The organism is Cloacibacterium normanense (assembly GCF_002943105.1).
In the GTDB taxonomy this organism is placed as follows: Bacteria; Bacteroidota; Bacteroidia; order Flavobacteriales; family Weeksellaceae; genus Cloacibacterium.
In genome coordinates this window covers 191871-216261 of sequence record NZ_PTPZ01000002.1, presented here as the reverse complement: position 1 = coordinate 216261, position 24391 = coordinate 191871, and the positions used below count along the sequence as shown (strand labels likewise).

Below are 24391 nucleotides of genomic sequence, written 5' to 3'. Positions count from 1 at the left end.
TTTTTTTTAAACTTAAAAACAAACATTCTTTTTAACACACCATCATGAAAGGGATTTTAAAAATCTATCACCCAGAAGAAACCCTTAAATACCATATCTCTAGCACATATTGCAAGGCGGTTTATCTCAATTCAAAAAATTTTCTGGAAGTAGAAATCATTACAGATGATTCTTTAGACCATGTAGAAGACGATTCTCTACAATATAATTTTCCTCAGCTATCCTTAGACGTATTCGAATTTCCTATTGATTCTAATGAATTAGAAGGGAAAACATTCCGTATAGAAGATACAGAGGAAGAAACTTATACAGAAGTAGACCTTTATGACGACGAAGAAGCCTATCTCTACGAGAATGAACTTAGTTTTTCTAAAGACGAGGACGATGTGCTACAATTATTCTGGCAAGGGAAAATAGATGATTTCTATACCGGTTCTGATGAACCAATTCCTTTTAAATTGAAATGTCATTTCAAAGCAGATGATATCGAAATAGAAGAGTAACTTTCTGCTGTTTTCTTTCCCGTTTAAAACCATCAGAATCTTATTTTATTTTTAAAGTTTTTTTGAAAAGTATTTTTCAAAAAACATTCATTGCTACGAGAAATTCTACAATTTTTCACTAAATTTATCGTTTAGAAATTCGAACTTAACATTTTTCATTATGTTTTTACAAGCCACGACTACTATCATTAACAATAAAGTGACAGAGAAACAAGTATTTTCGCTTTGGGATGTACTTTTCAGCGGAGGAATTATAGGAAATACCATTATGATTGCCATTTTCCTTTTGGGAATTTTAGCATTATATGTTTTTTTCGAAAGATATTTTTTCATCAAAAGAGCTTCTAAAGAAACGCCTAATTTTTTAGAAAATATTAAAGACTGCATTCATGACGGAAGAATACAATCTGCCATAGATTTATGCAGAAGAACAGATTCGCCAGAAGCCAGAATGATAGAAAAAGGCTTAACCAGAATAGGAAGACCCATTTCTGATATTTCAAATGCAATGCAAAACCAAGGACAGTTAGAAGTTTCTAAATTAGAAAAAAACCTGAATATTCTAGCTTCAGCTTCTGGAGCTGCACCTATGTTAGGTTTTTTGGGAACGGTAGTCGGAATGATTATGGCGTTTTTCGAAATTTCTAATGTTACGGGAGCAGTTTCGCCTAAACTTTTGGCATCGGGAATTTATACTGCGATGGCTACTACTGCAGTGGGTTTATTTGTGGGAATCCCAGCATATTTTTTCTATAATATTTTGGTGACCAATGTAGACAGATTGGTTCTGAAAATTCAAACTCACGTGAATGAGTTTTTAGATACGCTAAACAAACCACTTTAATTCTTCTAAAATCTAACCTCAAACTTTTTAAGAATGGAATTGAAAAGAAGAAATAGAGTAAGCGCCGAATTTAGTATGGCTTCGATGACAGATATTATCTTTCTGTTATTGATATTCTTTATGATTACCAGTTCTGCTATCAGTCAAAGCGCAATAGATGTGAATTTGCCAAAAGCTGCAGCTCAAGATCCTAGCGTTACAGACCCTACAACTGTTACAATAAATGCAGATGGGAAGTATTTTGTAAATGATTTAGAAACGCCAAAAGAACAATTAGAACAAAATATTGTAAAATTGGTAGAGGGTTCACCTAATCCTACTTTCACCATTAGAGCAGACGAAAATTGCAAGCATAAAGATGTAGTTTATGCCATGGAAATCGCCGAAAAACACAAATATGTTTTAGCGATTGCTACCATTCAAGAATAGTCAATTGGAATGGACTTAGTCCATTTGTAAAAATAAAATTTAGACCAAACTTATATTGGAAACGATAACTCAACATAAACGAGACGAAAGAATAGACAAGCTAAAAAGTGCAACACTTACTGCGCTGATTTCGGCATTGTTGTTTTTGTTGATTTTTTATTACCAATTCGTGAGAGAAATCCCAAAAGAAGAGAAAGTAACCACTATGCTGATTAATTTCGGCGACAATAGAAGCAGAAACGGAGCAGAAGAACCTGCTAATCAAGAAGGAAGTTTAGCTTCGGCAGATATTTATATCCCTGAAGAATTAAAAACTCCTGAACCACAACCTCAAGAAATTGTAGAAACTCCCAAAGCTGTAGAAAAACCTGCTGAAAAAATCATCACAGGAAAATCTGAAAAAACTATTGCCGTAAAAACAGAGAAAACCGAAAAAAAATCCACGAAATCTTCGGAAACTACAGCATCCAAATCTACCACCTCTAAAACATCAACTACCAGCAATACCACTGCCAAAAATGCTCAAGGTGACGGACAAGGGACCGCCGCAATTGGCAATCTTATCAAAGGAAGAGGAACGAAGACTGGAACGCAAGGAACAGATGGAACCGTTGGAAATTCTGGCGATCCTCTTGGTGGAAAAGGAGATGGTGATAGCAAAATTGGCGTAGACAGAAAACTTATTTCTTATATTCCCGGAACCATGGGAAAAGGTGGAGAACAACCCTCTCATAACTGTACGGCAAACGGAACCATTACCATTTCTTATACGGTAGACAAAGCCGGAAACGTGATTTCAGCGCGCAGAAGCAGTGGGATTTCTGATCCATGTGTCGTTACTGCTGCGGTAATTTGGGTAAAAAAATACGTAAAAGCCGAAAAAGCCTCCACCAATTCTACCGGAACATATAAAATTACTTTTTAGAATTTTTTGGGTGCCAAATTCCTCGTTCCGCTCCCAATCTTTTTTGCGCGGCAGCGAAGCTGCCGCGCAAAAAAGGATTTCCGCTCAACTCGGGGCGCCATTCTGCAACGGAAACACGGGTTTTGCTTAAATCAAATTTTTAAAATTCTAGATTTCCATTTATCTTTGAAAAAATTTTTTTGTGACAAAAAATAATCCAATGTCTTTTACTCTAGAAGCTTACCAAGAAGCATTAGATTGGCTTTATGTACAAATGCCTAATTACCAAATTGACGGTCAAAAAGCTTATAAACCAGGTTTAGAAAATATTACAAAACTTTGTAATTTTTTCGGGAATCCTCAGGAAAAACTGAAGATGATTCATATTGGCGGAACTAATGGAAAAGGTTCTACTAGTAATATGTTGGCTTCAGTTTTACAAGAACAAGGGTACAAAGTTGGTTTGTATAATTCCCCTCATTTAATTGATTTTACGGAGAGAATTAAAATTAATGGAGTCAATTGTGAGAAAGAATTTGTCTTTGATTTTATTCAAAAATTGAGAAATATTCCAGAAGAAATTCTTCCTTCTTTTTTTGAATTTACCACGATTATGTCATTTGAATATTTCTATCAAAAAAAGGTAGATTTTGCCATTATAGAAGTAGGTTTGGGCGGTAGATTAGATTCTACCAATATTATAAAACCTTTGGTTTCTGCTATTACCAATGTAGATTTAGATCACCAGAATATTTTAGGAGAAACTCTGGAAGAAATTGCCACAGAAAAAGCAGGAATTGTAAAGCCTAATATTCCCATTATTTCTGGCGACGAAAGAGATTTGGTTAAAAATATTATTCAACAAAAAGCCATCGAAAATAAGTCAAAGTTTATAGATGCTACCGAAATTTCTACTGATTTAGAAACTGATTTGAAGGGAAATTATCAAAAGAAAAATATAAGAGTGGTTCTGGCTTTGGTAGATGAGTTGAGGAAACAAAACATAAAAATCTCTGAAAAGTCCGTAGAAAATGGCTTGATGAAAGTTCACCAAAACACCAAATTCATTGGAAGATGGTTTCAGTTTTCAGAAAATCCATTGATTATTTGTGATACCGCTCATAATCAAGCTGGTTTAGAAATGGTTTTTGCCCAATTGAATGCCATTGAAAAGTATAAACACATTGTCCTTGGTTTTGTGAATGATAAAAAAATAGATGAGGTATTGAAAATTTTACCCAAAAATGCTCAATATTACTTTGTAAAGCCGTCTATTAGCAGAGGAAGAAGTCCAAAAGAGTATGAAAATTTACTAATTTCCGCAAAAATAGATTTTCAAATTTTTGAAACAGTAGATGCTGGTTTTCAGGCAGCTAAAATAAAATGTAAACCCCAAGAAATGATTTTTGTGGGCGGAAGTAACTTTGTAGTGGGAGAATTTTTAGAAAAAAATTTGTAGAAATCGCAATAAGTTGTATATTTGCACCACTCAAAACGAGAAATCGTGAAAGAGGGTTCTTAGCTCAGTTGGTTCAGAGCATCTGGTTTACACCCAGAGGGTCGGGGGTTCGAATCCCTCAGGACCCACAAAAAAGGAACGAAACCTTTTCAAAAAATTCGGGTTCTTAGCTCAGTTGGTTCAGAGCATCTGGTTTACACCCAGAGGGTCGGGGGTTCGAATCCCTCAGGACCCACAGAAATAGAAATCTCACAGAAATGTGAGATTTTTTTGTTTAAAACTTTTCTCAAAAGTTAAAAATCTATAAAAATTTCGTAATTGTTTTTAATTTGTTATTTTTGTAATAACAAAACACAGATGAAAACTATCCTTTTAACAGCATTCCTCTTAGCAGGAAATATGCTCTTTGGTCAACAAAACGAAGAGTTTAGACTTATCAAGCAACATTTTGATCGTCAAGAAAATCTATTGAAAATTGAGTTTGCCAAAAAGTATAATAATGCTTTTACGGCTGAAGAAAAAGAAACCGTCAAAAAAGATTTTACAGAATTTATGCTCAAATTAGACAGTATTAGAAATACTGCGTATCTTGGTGCATTAATAAGAGTGAAAAATGTAGAAGAACTTGAATATTTAAAAAGTCAATCTTCTTCTAATGCTATGGCTTGTCATACAGAAATAGACGAAGCGCCAGAATTCCCCAACGGAATAGATGCTTTGAGAGAAAAAGTAGCTTCTTTATTTTATTCAAAAGGAATTGAATATTGTAAAAATGAACTCAATACTACCGTGAGTTTTGTGGTAGATGAAAATGGTTCAATTACAGATATAAAAGCAGAAGGCGAAAACATAAGTTTTAATAAACAAGCTGAAATTGCCATGTATCTTATTTCAGAAAAATTTACTAAGCCTGCTCTTCAAAAAGGAAATGCTGTAAAATATGCTTTCAGAATGCCTTTGAGTATTAAATTCGAATAATTTTTATGCTAAAAATCTTTTTCTTTCTTCTTTTTTTCTGTGGGATAAATGCTCAACAAGTAGAATCTTTAAAAACTCTAAAAACAAAGCATGACAGCATAGAAACTCAACTAAAACTAAAGTATCAGGAAGAAATTAAAGGAAAATCTGAGTCTGAAATCAGTAAAATTTATTTCCAAAATCTCCTCAGCAGAAGCAAAAATAACAGAGAACGTTTAGACCATTATTTTTCTGCCGTTCAAACGTTTTTAGAAAATCAAAAACTGATTGACCCAAGTCCAGAAGGAGCCCAACAAGAAATTCCAGATAAAACTGCGAATTATTCTCAAGGTTTTCCCGCTCTATATAAAGAAGTGCATGATTTTATCAAAAATCGATATCAAGATAGATTAGATGATTATTTTTCAAAATCTGCTAAAATCCATTTCATTGTTCAAAATGACCATTCACTTTACATAGAAAAAGTTGAAGGTACGGAGAAAGAATTTAACGATTTAGCTTTGCTGGCTTTTTTACTGACCTCTGGAAAATGGGAAAGTGCTTTTCAAAGAGGAATGAATGTAAAATCTAAATTTGTCTTGCCTGTAAAATTTGTAGTAGAAGAATAATGTTTACACCAGAATATTTTATGAAACAGGCTTTGCAAGAAGCCGAAATTGCCAGAGAAAAAGACGAAGTTCCTATTGGTTGCGTCATTGTTTTCAAAGATAGAATTATTGCGAGAGGTCATAATCTAACGGAGCAATTAAATGACGTAACTGCGCACGCAGAAATGCAGGCAATTACTTCTGCGGCTAATTTTTTGGGTGGAAAATATTTAAAAGATTGTACGATGTATGTTACGCTAGAACCTTGCGTAATGTGTGCGGGAGCTCTAACTTGGTCACAGATTTCAAAAGTTGTCATTGGTGCGAGAGATGAAAAACGAGGTTTCATCAATCAAAATGTGAAACTTCATCCTAAAACAGAAGTTGTTTCAGGAATTTTAGAAAATGAATGCTCAGAAATCGTGAAAAATTTCTTTAAAAATAAAAGATAATTTTTGGGCAGCTTTTCCGCCTTCCGTTCCCGCTTTTTTACTTCACTACGTTTCGTAAAAAGAGCTTCACTCAAGTCGGGCTGCGAGATTTCGTTTAAAAAATACAGTTTTCCTCAAAAGAAAATTCTACAGATTTTTGAAATTATTTGTCTTTCCCTAGGAAATAAAGACCTTTTAGAGTGTGTAATTTATCCGCGATATCTATTTTATTGGTCAAAGGTTGATAAACATGAGAAACACCACCTGTTGCAATCACGAAACATTTATCGTTTACTTCTTCGTTTATACGGTCAATAAAACCTTCTACCATTCCTAGGAATCCATAAACCATCCCCGAAGTCATACAAGAAACCGTATCATGTCCCAGAACAGATTTTGGTTTAGTGAGTTCTATTTCAGGAAGTTGTGCGGTTTGTTTTACCAAAGAATTAAGAGAAGTGATAATTCCTGGAGCGATGATTACGCCCAAAACTTCTCCATCTTCAGCTACACAACTTGCAGTAAGCGCAGTTCCGAAATCTAAAATAATTTTCTTTTTGTTGGGATAGAGAAAATGAGCTGCCACTAAATTGGCAAAAATATCAGTTCCCATTTGATTGGACTTGTGATGAATAGGAGAGTGCGTTTTTCTATCTACCACTATGGCTTCTATCCCGTGAATTTTATACAAAGCACTGCTGATAATGTGTGTAAGCTGAGGTACCACCGAACCAATAATGATTTTATCTACCTTTTCTACATCTACATTGTACGTTTGGTACAGCATAGAAAATTGGGCGAAAAGTTCGTCTCGGGTTCCGTAAGGTTTGGTGTTAATAATCCAAGAAACATCACATTTGCCATCAATAAAATGGCCAAATCTAATATTGGTGTTGCCAATGTTTATTACAATGCTCGTCATTGATTTTTAAAAGAAAAATTAGAGCCGAAAGTTAAGCATTTTCTGCATAAAAAAAGTTGAGAAATTTCTCAACTTTTATTTCACTTCTAAAAAATTATTTTCGGGGTTTACATCTGCCAATCTTTGAGAGAAGTCTATTCCTAAAATTTGTAAATCAGATTTTTTGTAAGGAATGGTCAAAGTGTATTCTTTGGTAGTCCAGTTCCAATAATTTAAGGTTTGGAAATCTCCAAAATAATCTTTGGTTTTAGGAGTTCTCATCATATTCAGCGGAATGTGATAGTTCACCGTTTTTTTGTCTTTTGTAAAAATGCTAAAATCAATTGGCATAGGAACTTCACCGATATTTACGAGCGTAATCGTGGTAGAATCGTCATTGTATTTTACATCTTTTATCGCGTAATCTATGGTTTTGGTCGTGTTAATCCAATAATGATGGAACCATTTCAAATCCATACCAGAAATTTGCTGTGCAATGTGGAGAAAATCTCTATCTGTAGGATGTTTAAGGTTCCAGTCTTGATAATATTTTTTCAAAATTTTAGATAAATTTTCTTCACCCACAATGTAGCCTAATTCTACTAAGAACAATTCGCCTTTGGTGTAAGAAGCTACGGTATAAGCCGTTCCGTTATCGTGATGGTCTGCTAACCAAACTGCTGGTTCTTCTTTGCCAGATTTTACGAATCTTACATAAGACTGAATTGCATTGTAAAAAGGATTTGGCATATCATCTTTAGGGAAAAGTGCATTCATCACGAAATCTTCTGCATAACTGGTAAAACCTTCATCTAACCAAGGTTTTGTACTTTCGTTAGTGGCAAGCATTTGCTGATACCAAGAGTGCGCTCCTTCATGAATCATCAATCCTAATAAACCTTCCAAACTTCTTGCTTCGCCTAGAATCATAGTACACATTCCGTATTCCATTCCGCCATCTCCACCTTGTACAAAACTGTAGGTAGGATAAACGTATCTGCCAAAAGTGGCATTCATCAGTTGGAAATATTTGGTAATGTAGGGTTGAGCTTCGCTCCAAAATTGTGTTTTTTCAGATTTTTGGTAGACAAAATTCACTTTTGGTCCATCTGGAACGATGAAGGTTTCTACGGAATAGTCTTTATCTGCAGCCCAAGCAAAATCTAAAATATTTTTTGCGGTAAAACGCCAAGTTGCCTTGTCGTTTTTATCTGTTTTTATCGTAGGATTTTCTGTGTAGCCTTTTACTTCTGTAGGATTTTCTAAAACGCCACCTGCGCCAATTACGTAATTTTTATCAATCTTTATGGTTACATCAAAATTAGAAAAAGGAGCGTGAAATTCTCTACCGATGTAATCAAAAGTTGCCCAACCATCATAATCATATTCTGCTAGTTTTGGGAACCATTGCGTCATAGTCATGTCTACACCTTCTCTGTTATTTCTTCCGCTTCTACGGATTTGTTTAGGAACTACAGAATCCCAATCCATCGTAAAAGTAGTGGTAGAGTTTGGTTTTATTTTTTCGTTGAGGTAAACCTTCATAATGGTTTCTTGAACTTCAAATTTTAGAAGTTTTCCGTTTTGTTTAATCCAGTTTACGGTTTGTGAGCCTTCTTCGTTTTTAGGAATAGTAGCTAATTTAGAATTTCCGAATTCAGTTAATCTTCCGTCTGCATTTTTTCCTTGGTTTTGCACTCTTTGATCCATCAAAGAATTGGGTTTAAAAGCATTCCAATACAAGTGAAAGTACACTACTGAAAGTTCATCAGGAGAATTATTGGTATATTTTATTTCTTGGTTACCGTGATAAGAGTAATTAGCAGCATCTACATCGATTTCCATTTTATAAGAAGCTTCTTGTTGGTAGTAAGCTTGTTGTTGTGCTGTAATTAATCCTACGATTAAAGAAAATATAGCAACGAGTCTATTCTTCATATCATAAATTTTTTCAAATATAAATCAAATTTTAGACTGCTATATTAAATAAAAATCCTTCCAAAAGCAAAGTTTGGAAGGATTTTATTAAAAGTTTATGATTTTTACTTCTTTGTCTTGTTTTTAGCAGAAGATTGTAAAATCTTTTCTAAAATTCTTAACGTGATTAAATAAGTAGGTTTTACACCCGTTAATCCTAATCCGCCAGAAGAAAGGGTAGAACCTGTTTCTAATGGATTATCAGAAGCGTAATATGCATACATTACAAATAAATCTTCTGAAATGTGTTTTCTGATTTTAGAAGCTACTTGAATCGCTTTTTGGTAATGAGCTCCTTCCATTTCTAGACCGATTGATTTCCAAGAAGTAGTCATGAAATAGGTTAAAATATCTTTATTCTGAAGAGAAGTTCCTAGAACGGTAATCATGCTTCCTTCGAAAGCTCTTAATTCATCATCTTGGAAATCTTCTAATTTCAAAGCGTTTTCAAATGGATAATTATCTGCAGTTCCTTCGAAAATGTGAGAAGTAGGAATCATAATGTCTCCTTTTTCACCGGTAAGAATCCCTGCTTTACCCATGATAGAAACAGATTTTACATTCATGGTGTACACATTTCCTTCATATTCGAATGGTCTTAACAACTCATCCATAACTTCATAAGCTTGTTCACCAAAAGCGTAATCGAAAACCATTAGAACATCATCTCCTTTGTATCCAGAATTAGCAAATGGAGAGTTTTTGAGGTCTACTTTTGATAAATCAATTAACTGTACATCTATGTTACTACCAGAATTATCATCTATGTAAATCATTTCTTTAGAAATTGCATATTCCAAAACTTTGTCTCTAAGTTCCTTTTTGTTAGAAATTTCTTCGTAAAGTGAATAATCTATATCTTTAGTATTCTTTTTCTTCAATGCGTCATTGGCAAAAAGCATGTTTTTCACCGAGTGCATATTCGCAGAAATAATATGTAAAGGTCTGTTTAATAAATTGTTATCTCCTAGAACTTGTTTTACGTGATTTGCCCATTTTTCACCGAAATAATGGTGACCAACTCTTTCTTTTAGAATGGCACTGAAATGAATTTCTCTTTCTCTCACTTGTTTCAAGTCGTCAAAACTTACTTTTCCTAAGTGATAAATAATTTTGAAAAGTCTATCAGGATTATTGTCTTCGCCGAAATTATTATAAGCATTAAGCGTTTCTTCGAAAGTTCTTCCCAAAAGTGAAGAAAGATGAATAAGGGCTACTTCTTTTTCTTTTCTGCTGAATTTTTTCTCACCTTTTGCTACTTGTTCTATAATTTTCCAAGAGCGTTTTGGTTCTCCGTCTTCATCGATTAAGAAAGCAATGTTTCTTATTTTGTCTGCTTCTATATATAAAAAGGTAAGGTGAGTAAGAATATCATAAATTTCTGAACGACCGAGTAGAACCTCTATGTTCATTTGGTGTTCATCTATTCTATAGCAATTTCTTCTACGTTTTTTAGGAACTATAGGTTCAAAACTTCCTTTGTCAAAACCTTCGTCTGAAGTAAGGTGAATAAATGCGCATTCTTCTATACCTTCTGGTAATCTGTCTAATACATATAATAAACCATCTAGTTCTACTTTATTAGGAACATTCATGGTTCCGTAGATTTCTGGATTGATGATTTTTAGAAGGCTTCTAATGCTATCACCCGAAACTCCTGAAGGTTTAAAAAATCCTCTGTAAAACAAATGTCTCATAGAGACATAAATTCTTTCGATTGCTTCTGTTGTTTCTCTTGCTCTAGAATTTGCCATATATATTTTGTTTTTAAAAAAGTCTACAAAGATACAACTTTTATTTTGAATTTATGATAAGAGTGCTTAATTGTATTGATTTTGAGTAATTTAAGTTCCTTTTTGTTCAAAATGATTTTGTTTCTCTAAGGTACGAAAAATAACCTAAACTAAAATTAATTTTACATTAAAATAGATTTAAGTTATCGGTTTTATTGATTTTCTACTTTAAAATCTATATAAAATTTACGAATACCCTTAAAATTTTAGGGGTGTTTTATAAAAGTTTCGATTTTTTACTTAAATTTGCTGAAAATTTTAACACCTATATGTCAACATTAAGATTTAAAGCGTTAGAAACGCTTCCTTTTAAAAACTTTAGAAAAGATAATCACGTAGAAGTTCCTGCAAAATTATCAGAATTGTATTGCGAAAATGTTTTCTCTGAAGAAACCATGAGAGAATATTTAACCAAAGAAGCATTTCAGTCTATCTTAGATGCTATAAGAAAAGGAACAAAAATCCAAAGACATATCGCAGATCAGGTTGCTGTAGCAATGAAAGATTGGGCTTTGTCTAAAGGAGTGACTCACTATACTCACTGGTTTCAGCCATTAACAGGAGCTACTGCAGAAAAGCACGATTCATTTTTTACTCCAATTGAAGGGGGAAGAGCTATCGAAAGATTTAATGGTGGAATGCTTATTCAGCAAGAACCAGACGCTTCTTCTTTCCCAAATGGTGGAATTAGAAATACTTTCGAAGCGAGAGGTTATACAGCTTGGGATCCTACTTCTCCAGCTTTTATTATGGGAACTACACTTTGTATTCCTTCTATTTTTATTTCTTATACTGGTGAAACATTAGATTACAAAGCACCATTGTTAAGAGCTTTACACGCTGTAGACGAAGCAGCAACAGAAGTAATGCAATATTTTGACAAAAATGTAACAAAAGTGGTTCCTACTTTAGGTTGGGAACAAGAATACTTTTTAGTTGATTCTGCATTATATCAATCAAGACCAGACTTAGTATTAACTGGTAAAACATTGTTAGGACATTCTCCTGCGAAAGGTCAACAGTTAGATGATCATTATTTCGGTTCTATTCCTACTAGAGTGATGAATTTTATGAAGGAGCTAGAAATAGAATGTATGAAATTAGGAATTCCTGTTACAACAAGACATAATGAAGTAGCTCCAAATCAATTTGAGTTGGCTCCAATGTTTGAAGAAGCAAACGTAGCAGTAGACCACAATTCATTATTAATGGATGTGATGGCAAGAGTAGCTCACAAACATCATTTCCATATTTTATTACATGAAAAACCATTTGCTGGAGTAAACGGAAGTGGAAAACACAATAACTGGTCACTTTCTACAGATACTGGCGAAAATTTACTAAGCCCAGGGAAAAATCCTAAGAAAAACTTACAGTTTTTGACTTTCTTCGTGAATACGATTAAAGCAGTTCATGAATATGCAGACTTATTAAGAGCAAGTATTGCTTCTGCAAGTAATGACCACAGATTAGGAGCAAACGAAGCGCCGCCTGCAATTATTTCTGTTTTCATCGGTTCTCAATTATATAGTGTACTTTCTGAATTAGAAAAAGTGACTAATGGTAAACTTTCTCCAGAAGAAAAGACAGAATTAAAACTAAATGTAGTAGGTAAAATTCCAGAAATTTTATTAGACAATACAGATAGAAACAGAACTTCGCCTTTCGCATTTACAGGAAATAAATTTGAGATTAGAGCAGTAGGTTCTTCTGCAAACTGTGCAGAATCTATGACGGTAATGAATACCATCGCTGCAAAACAATTAAAAGAATTCAAAAAAGAAGTAGATGCTTTAATTGAGAAAGGCCTTAAAAAAGATGAAGCTATTTTCAATGTGTTAAGAGAATACATCAAACAATCGAAAAACATTATGTTCGAAGGTGATGGATATTCTGATGACTGGGCAAAAGAAGCGCAGAAAAGAGGTTTATCTAACCTTAAAACTACTCCAGAAGCTTTAGAAAGAGAAATGGACAAAAAATTCGTGAAACTTTACGAAGAAATGGGCGTTTTCTCTCATGTAGAAGTAGAAGCTAGAAACGAAATTAAGTTAGAAAAATATTCTACAGTAATTGATATTGAAGCTAGAGTTTTGGCAGATATTGCTAGAAATCACATCATTCCAGCAGCATTAAACTATCAGAACAGATTGATAGACAATGTAAAAGGATTAAAAGAAATTTTCGGAGATAAAGAATTCAAGGCTTTGGCAAAAGAACAAATGAGTTTAATTACTCAGATTTCTGAAAACGTTTCTATTATTAAGTTAGGAGTAGAAGAGTTGTTAAAAGCGAAAGATAAGGCTAAATCTACTACCAACTCGCAGAAACAGGCAGAAGCCTATTGTAACGAAGTGAAGCCATTGTTTGATAAAATTAGGGAAGCATCAGACGCATTAGAAATGATGGTAGATGATGAGCTTTGGCCACTCACAAAATACAGAGAATTATTATTCACTAGATAATCACACTTCCCTCTCCTTTTCGAGAGGGTTTTTTTTTTAAAAATTAATATGAAAATAGATATCCTAAAAACCGAATCACATCACAAAGATTTCCAAAAATTAGTCTACGAATTAGATCTTTATCTTGCAGAAATAGATGGAGAAGACCATTCTTTTTATGCTCAATATAATAAGCTAGATGCTATAAAAAACTGTATTATTATTTATATAGACAAAGAACCCATTGCTTGTGGTGCTTATAAAAAATATGATGACCAAACCATCGAAGTTAAAAGAATGTTTACCAAAGAACACTATAGAGGAAAAGGATATGCTAAAATGGTTCTATTGCTTCTTGAAAAATGGGCAAAAGAAGAAGGTTACAATTTTTCTGTTTTAGAAACTGGAGTTCAGCAAGTTTCGGCGGTTCATCTTTATGAAAAGTCCGGCTATTCTCGTATTCCTAATTATGAACCTTATGAAAATGTAGAAAATAGCATTTGTTTTCTAAAACAGTTAGTGTATTGATTTTAAGAAATTTACATAATAAATTTAATAATAAAGAATTTCCTTCGTTAAAGTTTACACCATTATAGACTAGCGTTATATAATTTATAGATTTTGACAATATTTTGTTAAAAAGTCTTAAAAAAAAATTCCGCAGGATTTCCAAAATAGGAGCCTCGCGGAAATTTTTTTTTAACATATGAAAGACAAATGTTAAAAAATGTTAAATTTTTTGATTAGCTGACAATTATCAAGTCCTAAAAAACTTGTATGATATACTTTTGTCTTGTCTAAAAAAGAAATCTACACAGATAATCAAATAAATATGAAGAAAAGAGTTTTGCTAAGTTTGGTTGCAATTATTTCCATCTTCTCGTTGCAATCTTGTGTAACAAACTACGTTGTTTCTACACCTACAAAATACAAATCTAGTACCAAACTAGATAAAATAAATACTAGAAATCTAAATTCTGCAAGCAAAAGTTCTTATGATAGCTATAATGCAACTTTTGAAATGGCAAAAAAATCAGAAATGGCTGCTTTGATTACAGGAGCGATTTCTCATGCTAAAACGATTGATGATATTCTAAGTGAAGCGAATACTTATTTAGGAACTCCTTACAGATTTGGTGGTTCTACCAGAAGTGGAATAGATTGTTCAGCATTCGTTTTAAATGTTTATGAAGAAACTACAGGTTTAGAATTGCCAAGAGTTGCTGCAGAACAAGCTGAGCTAGGAGAAAGAGTAGAGAGACAGCAATTGCAAAAAGGAGATTTAGTTTTCTTTGCGCACAACAGAAGAATCTCTCACGTAGGAATAGTACAAGAAGTTACACCAGAAGGAGAAATTAAATTTATTCACGCAGCTACATCTAAAGGCGTTATGGTTTCTTCACTTAACGATTCTTATTGGGGACCAAAATATAGATTTGCTAAAAGAATTCTAAAAGAAGATCAAAATATTGCTACAGCAGAAGCAACGAATTAATATAGATTAATTAAATTAAATAGTGATAAAAAACCTCCGCAACTAGTTGCGGAGGTTTTTTTATTTATACGAGTGAATTCTTATCTGCGTAATTTAATTTAAAGAAAATAGCGGTCATAATAGAGAAAGCTAAAAGAGAACTCCCTCCATAACTGAAGTAAGGCAGTGGAATTCCCACTGTAGGAAATAGTCCCATTACCATTCCTAAATTGATGGAAAAGTGCATGAGTAATATTCCAGCAAAACAATAACCGAAAACTCGATTAAAAGTATTTTTTTGAGTTTCGGCTAAGTAAAATATTCTGCCAATATAAATAGCATAAAATAACACCAAAAGAAAACTTCCGAAGAAGCCCCATTCTTCTCCCACAGTACAGAAAATGTAATCTGTTTCTTGCTCAGGAACGAATTTCCCTTGAGTTACCGAACCTTGCATGTAACCTTTTCCCCAAAATCCGCCAGAACCAATAGCAGTTTTAGAATACAATAAGTTATAACCAGAAGTATCTCGGAAAGCTTTTTCGCCTTTGTAGAGAACTTCTATTCTTTCTCTCTGGTGATTTGGTAATTTCTCCATGATTTTTGGAGTTCCAAAGCTGATTCCGGCTAAAATTCCTAAACTTCCGACAATGGTGACTATAGTAGGAACGCTCCAATGAATTTTTTGATAATTAAAGAGTATAAAAATGAGGACTAAACCTACTAAAACTCCAGTAATGTATAAAGGATTAAACGCAATCGACAAAAGAAAAACAGCTGCTAAAACAAATCCTACTATAAATAACCAACCATTTAATCCTTCTCTGTATAAAGCAATCGCAAACGCAGTAAATACTAATAATGAACCTACATCTGGAATGGATAAAACAACTAAAGCTGGCACTCCAATAATCGCCAGAACTGTCAACTGTGATTTTCTCATTTTCAGATTAAAATCTGGTCCAGAAACGTAATTGGCGAGCATAAGTGCTGTTCCGATTTTTGCAAATTCAACGGGTTGCATGGTAAATCCGCCAAACTTATACCAGTTTTTTTGACCTAAAATTTCAGTTCCAAAAACATGTAGACCTGCTAATGAAAGGACACCCAATATGAAAAAAATTCCCGCAAAGTTTTCGAAAAACTTTGTTCTCATAGTGAAAATTACAAGTCCTACCACGATGGAAATTCCAAAAAATATAAATTGTTTGGTTCCTAATCCTTCATCTACACTATAAATATTTGCTATTGCAAAAAGTGAAATAGCCAAGTATAGAAAAATGCCAAGTTTATCAATTCCTTCTGCCCATTTCATCTTTTACGTTTTATTATTTTTAGTGGTGTCTTTTAATTTTTTTGGATTTTGTGCTGCCTTTTTTTCATTGAGTAATCTTAGGCTGTCTTCTAGTTTTTTCAATTGAATAGGGTCTGGTTTAGGCGCGGTATACCAACCTTTTTTGGTAAGATGATTGATGTACATACGCTTGTACTCTCCCATGAAACTAGATTTTATCATTCTATCGTAGAGATAAGTTCTCTTAATATCTCCTAACAAATATTTTTCAGCGATAATGGTAGAAGCTGGACCTGCCCAAGTTGCACCAAAACCAGCGTGTTCTATTACTGCAACTACTACAATTTTTGGTTTATCAGCAGGTGCTGCCATTACAAAAATTGAATTATCTCTTCCTCCAGGAACCTGTGCAGTTCCTGTTTTTCCGAGTTGTGTGAATTCTTTAGAAAGTAATCCTCTTGCAGTTCCGCCGATGAAAACATCTTTCATTCCTTTTAGAACCACATCAAAATATCTAGGTTCTACTTTGGTCACATGTTTTTTCTTAAATCTTTCGTCTGGATTAGGTTTTCCATCTATGGATTTTACAATATGTGGCGTAAAATACCAACCTCTATTAACAATAGCGGCAGTAAAATTTGCCATTTGAAGCGGAGTAAGTAGAACGTCTCCTTGTCCCATTCCATTAAAAATAGCAGATTGATACGGATGCCATTTTTCCCCTAATCTTTTCGTGTAAAATTCTCCAGAAGGAATTTTTCCTTTTGCACCAACTGCTAAGTCGTTATTCATGAATTCTCCTAAACCGAAGCTATTCATGATTTCTTTCCATTCATCTATGGCTCTATTTCTTCCTTTTGGACCGTATTTTTCGGTGATTTTATAATAAACACTAGAAAAATAGTTATTGCAAGATTTTTCTATGGCTTTTTCCATTCCGATTGGCCAAAAAGTTCCACAGTGACAACCGATGGTATGTCTTCCCATTCTATAGCCATGTCTACATGTAAATTTTGTAGAATCACTGATGACTTTCATTTGATAACCAGCTAATGCGGTCAACAATTTGAAAGGCGAACCTGGAGGATAAGCTGCTTGAACTGAACGGTCATAAGTAGGTTTGTTGTCATAGATGGTGTCATTTGCCAATCTATAAATATTTCTTTTTTTGTTAGGACCTGTAAAAAGATTTGGATCTATGTCTGGCCCAGTTGCGAGCGCTAATATTTCTCCATTGTTTGGGTCAAGTGCTACAATTGCGCCATGCTTATTCACGAGCATTTCTTCGGCGATTCTTTGCAAATCATAGTCTATGGTAAGCGTTAAATCTTTACCAGAAACCACTTCTTTATCTAACTCACCGTTTTTATAAGGACCTACATTTCTCAGTTTAATGTCTTTCTGAATGTAGCGCATTCCTTTTTCACCACGTAATTGTTTTTCGTAGGCGCGCTCTATTCCTGTAATTCCAGCAATATCACCAGGCAAATAATAAAGAGAATCTTTTTTGATGTAATTTTCGTTGACTTGATTGGTATAACCAAGTAGATTTCCTGAAGTAGAAACTTCATACTTACGTTGAGGTCTTTCTACAATATTAAAAGCCGGATATTTGAAGATAATTTCCTGAATTCTAGCGATTTCCTCTCTGCTCATATCACTTTTGAAAGTCATAGGAGTGAGCTTTGAGTAATATTTTTCCTTTTTAATGGACTCTATTTTTTTGATGAAATCTTTTTTGCTGATTTTTAATAAATTACAAAAACCCAAAGTGTCAAAATCTGGCGTCATTTGACTTTGGGTGAAAGAAATTTCATAAGAAGGTTGGTTACCTACTAAAATTTTTCCGTTTCGGTCAAAGATGATTCCACGTTGAGGAATGACATAGTCTATTTTGATAGAAGTATTGGCGGCATTGAGTGCATATCTATCTGTAAGCAACTGTAAATAGACCAATCTTGCCACAAAAATTGCGGCAATGAGAAAGAGAAATAAGGTAATTTTATAATAGGCTGTTTTCAAACTTTTTCTTTGATTTTAAATGCTAACGAATAGAGGAGTACAAATATTATAGAAATAACACTAGTTACTAAAATATTAAGTATTACTTCAAAAAACCTGTCGAATTTAAAAAATTCTATACTCTGAACTAATAGTTGATGCACAAAAATACTTGAAAAAATATAAAATAGAAACTGCGACCACTGAAGATTATGGAAAGAAAATACATCCGAAGAGACTTCTGTGGAAGTTTTGAAAATAATGGTTCTAAAATAGGCGATAAGTGTAGTGGCAAATGCATTGATACCCCAAGTTCCTAAAAATGCATCTATAGATAATCCTAAAATAAAACTCGCCGATAGGAAAATATAGAGATTTCTATAAAAAGGATAAAACAAAACAAAAATAATGTAGATGACAGGAGTATATTTACCAGCAATATCTATTCTGTTAAATAAAAATATTTGCAATGTGACTAACATTGCGATTAATAAAACATCTGTAAATAAATTTCTACTGATCATTGTTTATCGTGGCATCAAGAGTATCTTGAATTTGTTTTACTTCTAATTTTTTTAAATTTCTTACAACATAAACTTTGTTAAGTTGTCCCATTTTTTGGCTTAATTCTACAGAAATATCCCAATATCCTGTTTTAGAATCTACTTCGTAACCTGCAACTCTACCAATCATAATTCCTTGTGGGAAAATTGCAGATTTGCCATCTGTAACTACCGTGTCGCCAACTTTTATCGGCACATATTTAGGAATGTCTGATAAATGCATCGTTCTAGAATTTTCGCCTCTCCAAGTAAGCGTTCCGAAAAATCCAGAATCTTTTAGCGAAGCATTAATTCTAATTTTGTTCATGCTGAGTACAGATTGTACCAATGCATAATTATTAGTGGTATTGATCACAATTCCTGCAATTCCTTGTGGTGCAATTACACCCATTTTAGGGAAAACACCATGTCTTTTTCCTCTGTTAATGGTAAAATAATTATCTTTTCTAATGATAGAATTATTTACAATTTCACCATCTACGAAAGTGTAAATCTGTCCACCACCAATCGTGTCGGTAACTCTTACAAAACTAGGATTTTTAATTTTTTCTTTACCGTATAATTCCTGCATAAGCGTTTTATTCTGAGCAACTAATTCTTCATTAATTTGCTTCAGTTTTAAGTAGCTGGTTCCTTCGTCTATGTAACCAGAAACCCAAGCATTAAACGCGGTAGTCTGTGCTGCAATAAAAGATTGTTGCATTGAGTTTCTACTGAAAATCAATGTTACGGCAATTATTTGTAAAAAAAGAAAGAACAGAAATAATCCGTTCTTGCTAAATAATCTTATCAAAAACCCCATTCTATAACTAGGTTTTTACTTATTTTATAAGGAAATTAAATTTATCCATGTTTTTAAGAGCAATACCTGTTCCACGAACAACCGCTCTTAATGGGTCTTCTGCTACGAAAACTGGTAATCCTGTTTTCTTGTGAAGTCTGTCTGCTAAACCTCTTAATAAAGCACCACCACCAGCTAAATAAATACCAGTTTTGTAAATATCTGCTGCTAATTCTGGCGGAGTAAGAGAAAGCGTTTCCATTACTGCATCTTCTATTCTGATGATAGATTTATCTAGAGCTCTTGCGATTTCTTTATAACCTACCATAATTTCTTTTGGCTTACCAGTAATTAAATCTCTACCTTGTACTGGAATATCTTCTACTTCTACGTCTAAATCTTCTACTGCAGAACCTACTTCTATTTTCACTCTTTCTGCTGTTCTTTCTCCGATGTATAAGTTGTGATGCGTTCTTAAGTAATAAGCAATATCATTCGTGAAAACATCTCCTGCAATTTTTACAGATTTATCACAAACAATACCACCAAGAGCCACTACTGCAATTTCTGTAGTACCACCACCTATATCGATAATCATGTTACCTTCAGGTTTTTGTACATCAATTCCTACACCTATTGCTGCAGCCATTGGTTCATAAATTAATCTTACTTCTTTAGCATTAACTTTTTGAGCAGAATCTCTTACCGCTCTTTTTTCTACTTCTGTAATACCAGAAGGAATACAAATTACAATTCTAAGAGAAGGTTGAATTAATTTTCCTTTGATACCAGGAATTTGTTTAATAAATTCCTTAATCATGTGTTCTGATGCAGCAAAATCTGCAATTACACCATCTTTTAGCGGACGAATCGTTTTAATATCTTCGTGCGTTTTTCCTTGCATGTGTTTCGCTTGTTCTCCTACAGCAATTGCCTTTCCAGATGAACGCTCGATAGCCACGATTGACGGTTGGTCAATCACGATTTTATTATTATGTATGATAAGTGTGTTCGCTGTTCCTAAGTCTATCGCAATTTCTTGCGTGAACATATCAAATAACCCCATTTTCTTCTATAAATTTTTAAGTGACAAAGATATAAATTTCAGAGCATTTAAAAATAATGAAAAACAAAAAATATCGTTAAAATTTTATTAATTTTTAAATGCTTGTTGTAACTTTAAACTCGAAACTTTAAAAATTATTTTTCTCTGTTGAGAATTTAATGAATTTCAATTCTTAAAATAATTTAACATTCAGATTTTCAAATGATTAAAAGAATTAGCCCAGAAGAAACCTATCTTCTTAGACGAGAAATCCTTAGAAAAAATCTTCCTCAAGAGTCGCATGAGTTCAGTGGTGATTTTGATGACCAAACTTTTCATCTAGGTTATTTCGTGGAAGATAGAATTGTGGGAATTATCACGGTCTTGCAAAATGGAGAAATTGCTCAAATTAGAGGAATGGCAGTTTCAGAAGATTATCAAGGAAAAGGAATAGGAAAAAAATTAGTAGAAAAAGTTGAAGAAATTTTGAGAGAAGCACAAATTCAAAAAATTTGGATGAATGCCAGAGAAACAGCTGCCGAATTTTACGAAAAATTAGGGTATGAAATTGAAGGTGAATTGTTTAACATAAAACCCATCGGGTTTCATTATGTAATGACCAAATATTTCAATTCATAACATCTATTAAAATATGATGAAAATTAGAAAATTTATATCATAATAATGATTAAATTTGCAGACTTGAAATGAATTCTCTTGCGAAGACATATAATACACAGAACTTCACTGTTTTAAGCATTAGTTTTGAAAAAGCCAATGCCGAAATCAGAGGTAAATTTGCGTTTTTTGATGAACACGTAAAACAGTTCGTAAAAGAAATTCATGAAAAGAAACTAGGTGATGCGTTTGTAGTTTCTACTTGTAACAGAACCGAAATCTATACTACTTCTCATAATTATATTGCGATTGCAGAGATGTATTGCAAGAGTGTAGACGTAAGTTTGATGGATTTCATGCAGTTTGTAAATGTGATGAAAAACGAGGAAGCGCTTTATCATCTATTCAGGGTTTCTGCAGGTTTAGAAAGTCAGATTTTAGGAGACTTCGAAATCATAGGTCAGATAAAAAATGCTTATCATCGATTCAAAAAACACAAAAGTTTTAGCAATCCTTACTTAGAGAGAGCCATCAACTCGGCGATTCAAATTTCTAAAAGAATTAAAAACGAAACCGCCCTTTCAAACGGAGCAGCTTCCGTTTCTTATGCAGCGGTTCATTATATCTTAAAAACTCAAAAACAGATTTCAGAGAAGAATATTCTTCTTTTGGGAACTGGCGAAATCGGTCAAAATACTGTAGAAAACTTGGTGAAACATGTTTATCAGCCAAAAGTAAAAATCGCCAACCGTTCTTATGAAAAAGCAGAGAAAATTGCAGAAAAGTATAGTATTCCGCAAATTGCTTTTGAAAATTTCGAAGAAGAACTGAAATCTACAGATATTCTTATCGTTGCAACTGGCGCTTCACATCCTATTATTCACCAAAAACATTTTCCAAATGGAAAAGAAACATTGGTGATAGACCTTTCTATTCCAAATAATGTAGATAAAAAAGTAGCGGAAAATAAAGCGGTGCAATTGGTAGACGTAGACGAATTGTCTAAGCATATTCAGGAAACCATAGAACAGCGCAAGAAAGAAATTCCTAAAGCGGAGAAAATCATCAAGGAAATGACCAAAGAATTTTTGGCTTGGGAAAGAAAAAGAAAATTCGCACCGAATATTCATCAGTTCAAAGCTGCGCTGAAACATATAGAAGACCATGAAATGCATAATTTCCACAGAAAACACAGATATGTGGATATAGAAGACATGGAACTCACTGAAAAATTGATTCAAAAAATTACCAATAGATTTGCGAAATATATCATCGAAAATCCGCTTCGTGCCGAAGAAGTTACTAAGTTGATGAACGAAATTTTGGTAGAACAACCGAAAGAAGAATTTAATAAAAAACATCAATAGATTTTCGATTTGGGATTTATGAATTTTCACACATTTTTGTCATTCCGAAGGAATCTAAATTTTTTTAAATGAAAGCAATCAAAGTTTTAATTACAAAATTTGTAGATAATTCTCAACCAGGTTGGGTAGAATGCGAATTTTTAGATATAAATAATAAAAAACATATTTTTCAAGATAAAGTTCCAATTATTACAACAGAATATCTTGACGAAGAGAGTATTTATCCAAAAAAAGGGTTTCTAGGTTGCGAAATTTTGGAAGAATTAGTTTTTGATGAAAAAAAAGCTTTAAAAGTAACAACTGAAAAACCTTGGGATATTGAAACTTATGAAGGGTTTAATGAGTTTTATGTTTTTCCAAATCAAATAATTGATATCAATATTTAAAATATAATGATTAGAATAGGCACCAGAAATTCGCCATTAGCAATGTGGCAAGCAAAAGAAGTAGAACAAAAATTACAAAATTTAGGTTACGAAACAGTACTGGTTCCTGTGCTTTCTTCTGGTGATAAAAACCTCAATCAACCACTTTATTCTCTAGGAATTACGGGCGTTTTTACCAAAGATTTAGACATTGCATTACTCAATAATGAAATAGATATTGCAGTGCATTCTCTGAAAGATGTTCCTACTATTTTACCTCAAAATATAGAAGTTTCTGCCGTTTTGGAAAGAGATTTTCCACAAGATGTTTTGGTGAGAAAATCTTCTTCTAAAAATAAAGATTTAGCAGAACTTAAAATTGCAACCAGCAGTTTAAGAAGAAGAGCTTTTTGGTCAGAAAAATTCCCGAACACTCAGTTTTCAGATATCAGAGGAAACGTACAGACGCGTTTAAAGAAATTAGAAGAAGGAGATTTTGATGCTACGCTTTTTTCCTTAGCGGGGATTAAAAGAATGGAAATGGAGTTGGAATATGAAATGCTAGATTTTATGATTTCTGCGCCTAGTCAGGGAGTTGTGGCGATTTCAAGTAGAGTAGATGATGTAGAAACCAAAGCAATTTTGCAAAAAATCAATCATAAAACCACTCAAATTTGCGTTGAAATAGAACGTAATTTCCTCAGAACTTTAGAAGGTGGCTGTACTGCGCCAATTGGAGCAATAGCAGTTTTTGAAGAAAATAAAATCAAATTTTCGGGAAGATTAAATTCTTTGGACGGAAGTAAAACGATAAATGTAGTTGAAGAATTTGAATATGATGAATCTGAAAATTACGGTAAAAAGTTTGCAGAATTTGTGCTAGAAAACGGAGGAAAAGAAATGATGGAGGAGATTAAGAAACAAATAAAGGAATAGAGTCATCATGAAAATCCTTTTCACCAAAACCGGAATTGAACATGAGGTTTCAGAGAAATTAGAAACCGGTTTTTCTTGTGATTTTAAGGATTTTATCGCGATTGAAAAAATTAAAACCAAACCTTTTCCACTCAAGAATTCTTCACTTATTTTCACGAGTGTAAACGCTGTAAAATCTTTCTTTGAAAATGGTTTTCAACCGAATGAAAATTTCCAAGAAGCCCATTATAATAAAATCTACGCAGTAGGTCTTAAAACCAAAAAAGAATTGAGAAATAACGGTTTTGGAACTTTTAAAGTGAAGAAACATCTTAATGATTTGTCTGAATTTATTCTCAAGCATAGCCAAAAAGAAAATTTTATTCACTTCTGTGGAAATTTAGCACTTGATATTTTAGATAAAGCATTACCGCTTCAGAATATTTCTTACAAAAAAGTGGTGCTTTACAACACTAAAATTCTCTACCCAGAAATTCATGAAAAATATGAGGCTGTAGTTTTTTTTAGTCCAAGTGGAGTTCGTAGTTTTGCAAAGTTTAATTCTTTAGAAAATTTAAAACTCTTTTCTATCGGACACACCACAGAAAAGGAGCTGAGAAAATTTACACAAAATAAAATTTTTACCAGTAAAGAAAGCAATTTAGAAGATTTGTTAACCATTATAAAGCAAAACGCTCATTCTTAAAAGCCGATTGCA

General features: G+C 33.2%; 24 protein-coding genes and 2 tRNA genes. 18 read left to right on the top strand and 8 right to left on the bottom strand.

Annotation, left to right across the window (positions count from 1 at the left end; translation table 11 throughout):
- Positions 1–44: 44 nt before the first annotated feature.
- From C3729_RS04025 to C3729_RS03980, 10 genes are all read left to right on the top strand, one after another.
- The gene (locus C3729_RS04025; RefSeq protein ID WP_104792976.1) at positions 45–503 is read left to right on the top strand and encodes a hypothetical protein; all 459 of its coding nucleotides are present in this window, start codon (positions 45–47) and stop codon (positions 501–503) included.
- Positions 504–663: 160 nt separating this feature from the next.
- Complete coding sequence (locus C3729_RS04020) at positions 664–1347, top strand: MotA/TolQ/ExbB proton channel family protein (protein WP_069797457.1); 684 nt, start codon at positions 664–666, stop codon at positions 1345–1347.
- Between the two features lie 33 nt (positions 1348–1380).
- Entirely contained in the window at positions 1381–1776 is a 396-nt protein-coding gene (locus C3729_RS04015) for an ExbD/TolR family protein (RefSeq protein WP_104792975.1), read from the top strand.
- Positions 1777–1831: 55 nt separating this feature from the next.
- Entirely contained in the window at positions 1832–2701 is an 870-nt protein-coding gene (locus C3729_RS04010; protein WP_104792974.1) for a ferric siderophore ABC transporter substrate-binding protein, read from the top strand.
- A 199-nt stretch (positions 2702–2900) separates the two neighbouring features.
- Complete coding sequence (locus tag C3729_RS04005) at positions 2901–4139, top strand: bifunctional folylpolyglutamate synthase/dihydrofolate synthase (RefSeq protein ID WP_260204421.1); 1239 nt, start codon at positions 2901–2903, stop codon at positions 4137–4139.
- A gap of 53 nt (positions 4140–4192) precedes the next feature.
- Positions 4193–4267: transfer RNA gene (locus C3729_RS04000), tRNA-Val, on the top strand.
- Between the two features lie 32 nt (positions 4268–4299).
- A tRNA-Val gene (locus C3729_RS03995) sits at positions 4300–4374 on the top strand.
- Positions 4375–4496: 122 nt separating this feature from the next.
- Complete coding sequence (locus C3729_RS03990) at positions 4497–5117, top strand: hypothetical protein (protein ID WP_104792973.1); 621 nt, start codon at positions 4497–4499, stop codon at positions 5115–5117.
- 5 nt (positions 5118–5122) lie between these two features.
- Positions 5123–5725: a hypothetical protein gene (locus C3729_RS03985; protein WP_104792972.1), complete on the top strand. Its 603-nt coding sequence runs from the start codon at positions 5123–5125 to the stop codon at positions 5723–5725.
- A complete protein-coding gene (locus tag C3729_RS03980) occupies positions 5725–6156 on the top strand; it encodes a nucleoside deaminase (RefSeq protein ID WP_104792971.1) in 432 nt (143 codons plus the stop codon). Before C3729_RS03985 ends, C3729_RS03980 begins: the two co-directional genes overlap by 1 nt.
- Positions 6157–6298: 142 nt before the next feature.
- On the opposite strand, the gene C3729_RS03975 is transcribed toward C3729_RS03980, so the two are convergent.
- The 3 genes from C3729_RS03975 to C3729_RS03965 all read right to left on the bottom strand — a co-directional run bounded on the left by C3729_RS03975 (position 6299) and on the right by C3729_RS03965 (position 10767).
- Positions 6299–7057, bottom strand: a complete 759-nt coding sequence (locus C3729_RS03975) for a type III pantothenate kinase (protein WP_104792970.1) — start codon at positions 7055–7057, stop codon at positions 6299–6301.
- A gap of 75 nt (positions 7058–7132) precedes the next feature.
- Entirely contained in the window at positions 7133–8974 is a 1842-nt protein-coding gene (locus tag C3729_RS03970) for a M1 family metallopeptidase (protein WP_104792969.1), read from the bottom strand.
- Between the two features lie 104 nt (positions 8975–9078).
- The gene (locus tag C3729_RS03965; protein WP_104792968.1) at positions 9079–10767 is read right to left on the bottom strand and encodes a DUF6909 family protein; all 1689 of its coding nucleotides are present in this window, start codon (positions 10765–10767) and stop codon (positions 9079–9081) included.
- Positions 10768–11075: 308 nt separating this feature from the next.
- Here C3729_RS03965 and C3729_RS03960 point away from each other — a divergent pair, with 308 nt between their 5' ends.
- The 3 genes from C3729_RS03960 (at position 11076) to C3729_RS03950 (ending at position 14745) form a co-directional block, all read left to right on the top strand.
- Positions 11076–13271, top strand: a complete 2196-nt coding sequence (locus C3729_RS03960) for a glutamine synthetase III (protein WP_104792967.1) — start codon at positions 11076–11078, stop codon at positions 13269–13271.
- 48 nt (positions 13272–13319) lie between these two features.
- Positions 13320–13778 (top strand): GNAT family N-acetyltransferase, encoded by a 459-nt coding sequence (locus C3729_RS03955; protein ID WP_104792966.1) that lies wholly within the window; start codon positions 13320–13322, stop codon positions 13776–13778.
- A 304-nt stretch (positions 13779–14082) separates the two neighbouring features.
- A complete protein-coding gene (locus tag C3729_RS03950; protein ID WP_104793213.1) occupies positions 14083–14745 on the top strand; it encodes a C40 family peptidase in 663 nt (220 codons plus the stop codon).
- Positions 14746–14809: 64 nt separating this feature from the next.
- On the opposite strand, the gene rodA is transcribed toward C3729_RS03950, so the two are convergent.
- Genes rodA through C3729_RS03925 form a run of 5 tightly spaced genes read right to left on the bottom strand, consistent with a single transcriptional unit; the run spans position 14810 to position 20429 of the window.
- Positions 14810–16039, bottom strand: a complete 1230-nt coding sequence (rodA, locus tag C3729_RS03945; protein WP_104792965.1) for a rod shape-determining protein RodA — start codon at positions 16037–16039, stop codon at positions 14810–14812.
- A 3-nt stretch (positions 16040–16042) separates the two neighbouring features.
- Positions 16043–18040, bottom strand: a complete 1998-nt coding sequence (locus tag C3729_RS03940; protein ID WP_104792964.1) for a peptidoglycan D,D-transpeptidase FtsI family protein — start codon at positions 18038–18040, stop codon at positions 16043–16045.
- Entirely contained in the window at positions 18037–18543 is a 507-nt protein-coding gene (locus C3729_RS03935) for a rod shape-determining protein MreD (protein ID WP_069797432.1), read from the bottom strand. Before C3729_RS03935 ends, C3729_RS03940 begins: the two co-directional genes overlap by 4 nt.
- The gene (mreC, locus tag C3729_RS03930) at positions 18533–19384 is read right to left on the bottom strand and encodes a rod shape-determining protein MreC (RefSeq protein WP_069797430.1); all 852 of its coding nucleotides are present in this window, start codon (positions 19382–19384) and stop codon (positions 18533–18535) included. Before mreC ends, C3729_RS03935 begins: the two co-directional genes overlap by 11 nt.
- 19 nt (positions 19385–19403) lie before the next feature.
- Positions 19404–20429: a rod shape-determining protein gene (locus C3729_RS03925; protein WP_104792963.1), complete on the bottom strand. Its 1026-nt coding sequence runs from the start codon at positions 20427–20429 to the stop codon at positions 19404–19406.
- 201 nt (positions 20430–20630) lie between these two features.
- On the opposite strand from C3729_RS03925, the gene C3729_RS03920 reads away from it, so the two are divergent.
- The 5 genes from C3729_RS03920 (at position 20631) to C3729_RS03900 (ending at position 24379) form a co-directional block, all read left to right on the top strand.
- Positions 20631–21047 carry a GNAT family N-acetyltransferase gene (locus C3729_RS03920; protein WP_104792962.1) on the top strand — a complete coding sequence of 139 codons (417 nt, stop codon included), beginning with the start codon at positions 20631–20633 and terminating at the stop codon, positions 21045–21047.
- A gap of 68 nt (positions 21048–21115) precedes the next feature.
- Complete coding sequence (gene hemA / locus C3729_RS03915) at positions 21116–22393, top strand: glutamyl-tRNA reductase (protein WP_104792961.1); 1278 nt, start codon at positions 21116–21118, stop codon at positions 22391–22393.
- A 68-nt stretch (positions 22394–22461) separates the two neighbouring features.
- A complete protein-coding gene (locus C3729_RS03910; RefSeq protein ID WP_104792960.1) occupies positions 22462–22779 on the top strand; it encodes a hypothetical protein in 318 nt (105 codons plus the stop codon).
- 6 nt (positions 22780–22785) lie between these two features.
- Positions 22786–23694 (top strand): hydroxymethylbilane synthase, encoded by a 909-nt coding sequence (gene hemC / locus C3729_RS03905; RefSeq protein ID WP_104792959.1) that lies wholly within the window; start codon positions 22786–22788, stop codon positions 23692–23694.
- A 7-nt stretch (positions 23695–23701) separates the two neighbouring features.
- Positions 23702–24379 carry a uroporphyrinogen-III synthase gene (locus C3729_RS03900; RefSeq protein ID WP_185117724.1) on the top strand — a complete coding sequence of 226 codons (678 nt, stop codon included), beginning with the start codon at positions 23702–23704 and terminating at the stop codon, positions 24377–24379.
- Positions 24380–24391: the final 12 nt, after the last annotated feature.

Bases quoted from the DNA above. Each gene is read 5' to 3' on its own strand.
- C3729_RS04025 (WP_104792976.1), top strand. From the start codon at position 45: ATGAAAGGGATTTTAAAAATCTATCACCCAGAAGAAACCCTTAAATAC.
- C3729_RS04020 (WP_069797457.1), top strand. From the start codon at position 664: ATGTTTTTACAAGCCACGACTACTATCATTAACAATAAAGTGACAGAG.
- C3729_RS04015 (WP_104792975.1), top strand. From the start codon at position 1,381: ATGGAATTGAAAAGAAGAAATAGAGTAAGCGCCGAATTTAGTATGGCT.
- C3729_RS04005 (WP_260204421.1), top strand. From the start codon at position 2,901: ATGTCTTTTACTCTAGAAGCTTACCAAGAAGCATTAGATTGGCTTTAT.
- C3729_RS03990 (WP_104792973.1), top strand. From the start codon at position 4,497: ATGAAAACTATCCTTTTAACAGCATTCCTCTTAGCAGGAAATATGCTC.
- C3729_RS03985 (WP_104792972.1), top strand. From the start codon at position 5,123: ATGCTAAAAATCTTTTTCTTTCTTCTTTTTTTCTGTGGGATAAATGCT.
- C3729_RS03980 (WP_104792971.1), top strand. From the start codon at position 5,725: ATGTTTACACCAGAATATTTTATGAAACAGGCTTTGCAAGAAGCCGAA.
- C3729_RS03975 (WP_104792970.1), bottom strand. From the start codon at position 7,057: ATGACGAGCATTGTAATAAACATTGGCAACACCAATATTAGATTTGGC.
- C3729_RS03970 (WP_104792969.1), bottom strand. From the start codon at position 8,974: ATGAAGAATAGACTCGTTGCTATATTTTCTTTAATCGTAGGATTAATT.
- C3729_RS03965 (WP_104792968.1), bottom strand. From the start codon at position 10,767: ATGGCAAATTCTAGAGCAAGAGAAACAACAGAAGCAATCGAAAGAATT.
- C3729_RS03960 (WP_104792967.1), top strand. From the start codon at position 11,076: ATGTCAACATTAAGATTTAAAGCGTTAGAAACGCTTCCTTTTAAAAAC.
- C3729_RS03955 (WP_104792966.1), top strand. From the start codon at position 13,320: ATGAAAATAGATATCCTAAAAACCGAATCACATCACAAAGATTTCCAA.
- C3729_RS03950 (WP_104793213.1), top strand. From the start codon at position 14,083: ATGAAGAAAAGAGTTTTGCTAAGTTTGGTTGCAATTATTTCCATCTTC.
- rodA (WP_104792965.1), bottom strand. From the start codon at position 16,039: ATGAAATGGGCAGAAGGAATTGATAAACTTGGCATTTTTCTATACTTG.
- C3729_RS03935 (WP_069797432.1), bottom strand. From the start codon at position 18,543: ATGATCAGTAGAAATTTATTTACAGATGTTTTATTAATCGCAATGTTA.
- mreC (WP_069797430.1), bottom strand. From the start codon at position 19,384: ATGGGGTTTTTGATAAGATTATTTAGCAAGAACGGATTATTTCTGTTC.
- C3729_RS03925 (WP_104792963.1), bottom strand. From the start codon at position 20,429: ATGGGGTTATTTGATATGTTCACGCAAGAAATTGCGATAGACTTAGGA.
- C3729_RS03920 (WP_104792962.1), top strand. From the start codon at position 20,631: ATGATTAAAAGAATTAGCCCAGAAGAAACCTATCTTCTTAGACGAGAA.
- hemA (WP_104792961.1), top strand. From the start codon at position 21,116: ATGAATTCTCTTGCGAAGACATATAATACACAGAACTTCACTGTTTTA.
- C3729_RS03910 (WP_104792960.1), top strand. From the start codon at position 22,462: ATGAAAGCAATCAAAGTTTTAATTACAAAATTTGTAGATAATTCTCAA.
- hemC (WP_104792959.1), top strand. From the start codon at position 22,786: ATGATTAGAATAGGCACCAGAAATTCGCCATTAGCAATGTGGCAAGCA.
- C3729_RS03900 (WP_185117724.1), top strand. From the start codon at position 23,702: ATGAAAATCCTTTTCACCAAAACCGGAATTGAACATGAGGTTTCAGAG.